Origin of the sequence: Catellatospora sp. NPDC049609, from assembly GCF_040675365.1 — a bacterium.
In the GTDB taxonomy this organism is placed as follows: Bacteria; Actinomycetota; Actinomycetes; order Mycobacteriales; family Micromonosporaceae; genus Catellatospora.
This window is the reverse complement of record NZ_JBFAOU010000305.1, coordinates 1-3,736: the sequence shown is the minus strand read 5'-3', so window position 1 is coordinate 3,736 and position 3,736 is coordinate 1. Positions and strand designations below refer to the sequence as shown.

At 57.7% G+C, this 3,736-nt stretch carries 2 rRNA genes; both read left to right on the top strand.

Annotated features, from left to right (window positions below):
• The first annotated feature begins 356 nt into the window (after positions 1-356).
• A 23S ribosomal RNA gene (locus AB0J67_RS38915) occupies positions 357-3,467 on the top strand.
• 98 nt (positions 3,468-3,565) lie between these two features.
• A 5S ribosomal RNA gene (rrf, locus tag AB0J67_RS38910) occupies positions 3,566-3,682 on the top strand.
• The last annotated feature ends 54 nt before the right edge of the window (positions 3,683-3,736 follow it).

Genomic DNA, 3,736 nt, shown 5'->3' with positions numbered 1-3,736 from the left:
CTTTCTAAGGAGCACCTACCCGTGAAAACGGGTCAGGACCTGCGCCACCCGAGTGCGGTGGCGAGGGCTCAATGGCGGAGACACTGGTCAGAGGTTGCCGGCAACGGCCGGATCACCAAGTACTGCTCCTCTTCAGCTCTTCGGAGCGGGGGCGTGGAACGGTCCCGGTGCGGCTGGTCGCCTCGTTTAGCACCCTGTTGGGTCCTGAAAGAACAAGCTCTGCTTGTTGTTTCGGGCGCCGATCACATCCGGTGAAGCATACTGCCGCGGTTGCGGTAAGTGTTTCGCATGGTGGGTGTGGGTTGGTTGTTTGTTGAGATGTGCATAGTGGACGCGAGCATCTTGTTTCTCTGTGTAGGTAAGTTTTTAAGGGCAGACGGTGGATGCCTTGGCACCAGGAGCCGATGAAGGACGTGGGAGGCCGCGATAGGCCTGGGGGAGCTGTCAACCAAGCTGTGATCCCAGGGTGTCCGAATGGGGGAACCCAGCCCGAGTCATGTCGGGTTACCCGCACCTGAATACATAGGGTGTGTGGAGGGAACGCGGGGAAGTGAAACATCTCAGTACCCGTAGGAAGAGAAAACAACATGTGATTCCGTGAGTAGTGGCGAGCGAAAGCGGATGTAGCCTAAACCGTGTGCGTGTGATACCTGTCAGGGGTTGCGTGCGCGGGGTTGTGGGACCCTACTGACACAGCTGACACTGTGTCGCACAGTTATAAAGCCTTGGGCTAGTCGAATCCTCTGGAATGAGGGACCGTAGAGGGTGAGAGTCCTGTAGACGAAAGTTCAAGGCCTGTGGTGGGTGTTCCCGAGTAGCGGCGGACTCCTGAAATCTGCCGTGAATCTGCCAGGACCACCTGGTAAGGCTGAATACTACCTGGTGACCGATAGCGGATTAGTACCGTGAGGGAATGGTGAAAAGTACCCCGGGAGGGGAGTGAAATAGTACCTGAAACCGTCTGCCTACAATCCGTCGGAGCTGAGGACTTGTTCCGAGGTGACGGCGTGCCTTTTGAAGAATGAGCCTGCGAGTTAGTGGCATGTGGCGAGGTTAACCCGTGTGGGGAAGCCGTAGCGAAAGCGAGTCTGAACAGGGCGTTCAGTCGCATGCTCTAGACCCGAAGCGGGGTGATCTAGCCATGGGCAGGCTGAAGCGACGGTAAGACGTCGTGGAGGGCCGAACCCACCAACGTTGAAAAGTTGGGGGATGACCTGTGGTTAGGGGTGAAAGGCCAATCAAACTCCGTGATAGCTGGTTCTCCCCGAAATGCATTTAGGTGCAGCGTCGCGTGTTTCTTGCCGGAGGTAGAGCTACTGGATGGCCTAGGGGGCCCACAAGCTTACCGAAGTCAGCTAAACTCCGAATGCCGGTAAGTGAGAGCGCGGCAGTGAGACTGCGGGGGATAAGCTTCGTAGTCGAGAGGGAAACAGCCCAGATCACCAGCTAAGGCCCCTAAGCGTGTGCTAAGTGGAAAAGGATGTGGGATCGCATAGACAACCAGGAGGTTGGCTTAGAAGCAGCCACCCTTGAAAGAGTGCGTAATAGCTCACTGGTCAAGTGGTTCCGCGCCGACAATGTAGCGGGGCTCAAGCACACCGCCGAAGCTGTGGCACTCACACAATGACTCGGCCAGGGTAACCTGGTCCAGGTGTGTGGGTGGGTAGGGGAGCGTCGTGTGGCGGGTGAAGCGGCAGAGTGATCTAGCCGTGGACGCCACACGAGTGAGAATGCAGGCATGAGTAGCGAATGCAGGGTGAGAAACCCTGCCGCCGGATGACCAAGGGTTCCAGAGTCAAGCTAATCTGCTCTGGGTGAGTCGGGACCTAAGGCGAGGCCGAGAGGCGTAGTCGATGGACAACGGGTTGATATTCCCGTACCCGCAAAGCAGCGCCCGCGATGAACCTGGCTGTACTAACCTCCACGGACACCTATGGCCTTCGGGCCGGCGGTGCGAGTGTTGGGATCTTGGCTGGTAGTAGTTGAGCGATGGGGTGACGCAGGAAGGTAGTCGAGCCCAGGCGGTGGTAGTCCTGGGGTAAGCGTGTAGGCCGTGGCGTAGGCAAATCCGCGCCGCATCAAGGCTGAGACGTGATGCCGAGCCGTATCAGGTGAAGTCGATGATCCTATGCTGCCGAGAAAAGCCTCTAGCGAGCTGTGCGCGGCCCGTACCCGAAACCGACACAGGTGGTCAGGTAGAGAATACCGAGGCGATCGGGCGAACTGTGGTTAAGGAACTCGGCAAATTGCCCCCGTAACTTAGGGAGAAGGGGGGCCTCGTCTGGTGAAGGCCTTCGCGGCTGGAGCTGGGTGGGGTCGCAGAGAGCAGGGGGAAGCGACTGTTTACTAAAAACACAGGTCCATGCGAAGTCGTAAGACGCTGTATATGGACTGACGCCTGCCCGGTGCTGGAACGTTAAGGGGACCTGTTAGCCGCAAGGCGAAGCGGAGAACTTAAGCGCCAGTAAACGGCGGTGGTAACTATAACCATCCTAAGGTAGCGAAATTCCTTGTCGGGTAAGTTCCGACCTGCACGAATGGCGTAACGACTTCCCCACTGTCTCAACCACAGGCCCGGCGAAATTGCACTACGAGTAAAGATGCTCGTTACGCGCGGCAGGACGGAAAGACCCCGGGACCTTCACTATAGCTTGACATTGGTATCCGGTTTAACTTGTGTAGGATAGGTGGGAGGCTGTGAGCCCCTAACGCCAGTTAGGGTGGAGCCATCGTTGAAATACCACTCTGGTTGATCTGGGTATCTAACTTCGGACCGTGATCCGGTTCAGGGACAGTGTCTGGTGGGTAGTTTAACTGGGGCGGTTGCCTCCTAAAGGGTAACGGAGGCGCCCAAAGGTTCCCTCAGCCTGGTTGGCAATCAGGTGTTGAGTGTAAGTGCACAAGGGAGCTTGACTGTGAGACTGACAGGTCGAGCAGGGACGAAAGTCGGGACTAGTGATCCGGCACTGGCATGTGGAAGCGGTGTCGCTCAACGGATAAAAGGTACCCCGGGGATAACAGGCTGATCTTCCCCAAGAGTCCATATCGACGGGATGGTTTGGCACCTCGATGTCGGCTCGTCGCATCCTGGGGCTGGAGTAGGTCCCAAGGGTTGGGCTGTTCGCCCATTAAAGCGGTACGCGAGCTGGGTTTAGAACGTCGTGAGACAGTTCGGTCCCTATCCGCCGTGCGCGCAGGAGACTTGAGAAGGGCTGTCCCTAGTACGAGAGGACCGGGACGGACGAACCTCTGGTGTGCCAGTTGTCCCGCCAGGGGCATGGCTGGTTGGCTACGTTCGGAAGGGATAACCGCTGAAAGCATCTAAGCGGGAAGCTCGCTTCAAGATGAGGTCTCCCACCACGAGAGTGGGTAAGGCCCCCGGCTAGACCACCGGGTTGATAGGCCAGAGATGTAAGCACAGTAATGTGTTCAGTCGACTGGTACTAATAGGCCGAGGACTTACCTAACAACACTGAGAGTCCTGCAAGATGTCTCGCGTCCACCATGCACATCACGACACGCAACCACGCACGCCGAACGGCGCGGGTTGACATGTTGATAGAGTTACGGCGGCCATGGCGGAGGGGAAACGCCCGGCAACATTCCGAACCCGGAAGCTAAGCCCTCCAGCGCCGATGGTACTGCAACGGGGACGTTGTGGGAGAGTAGGACGCCGCCGGACAAACATCGCTGATCAGGCCCACCCCTAAAGGGGTGGGCCTGATCGCGTTTAACC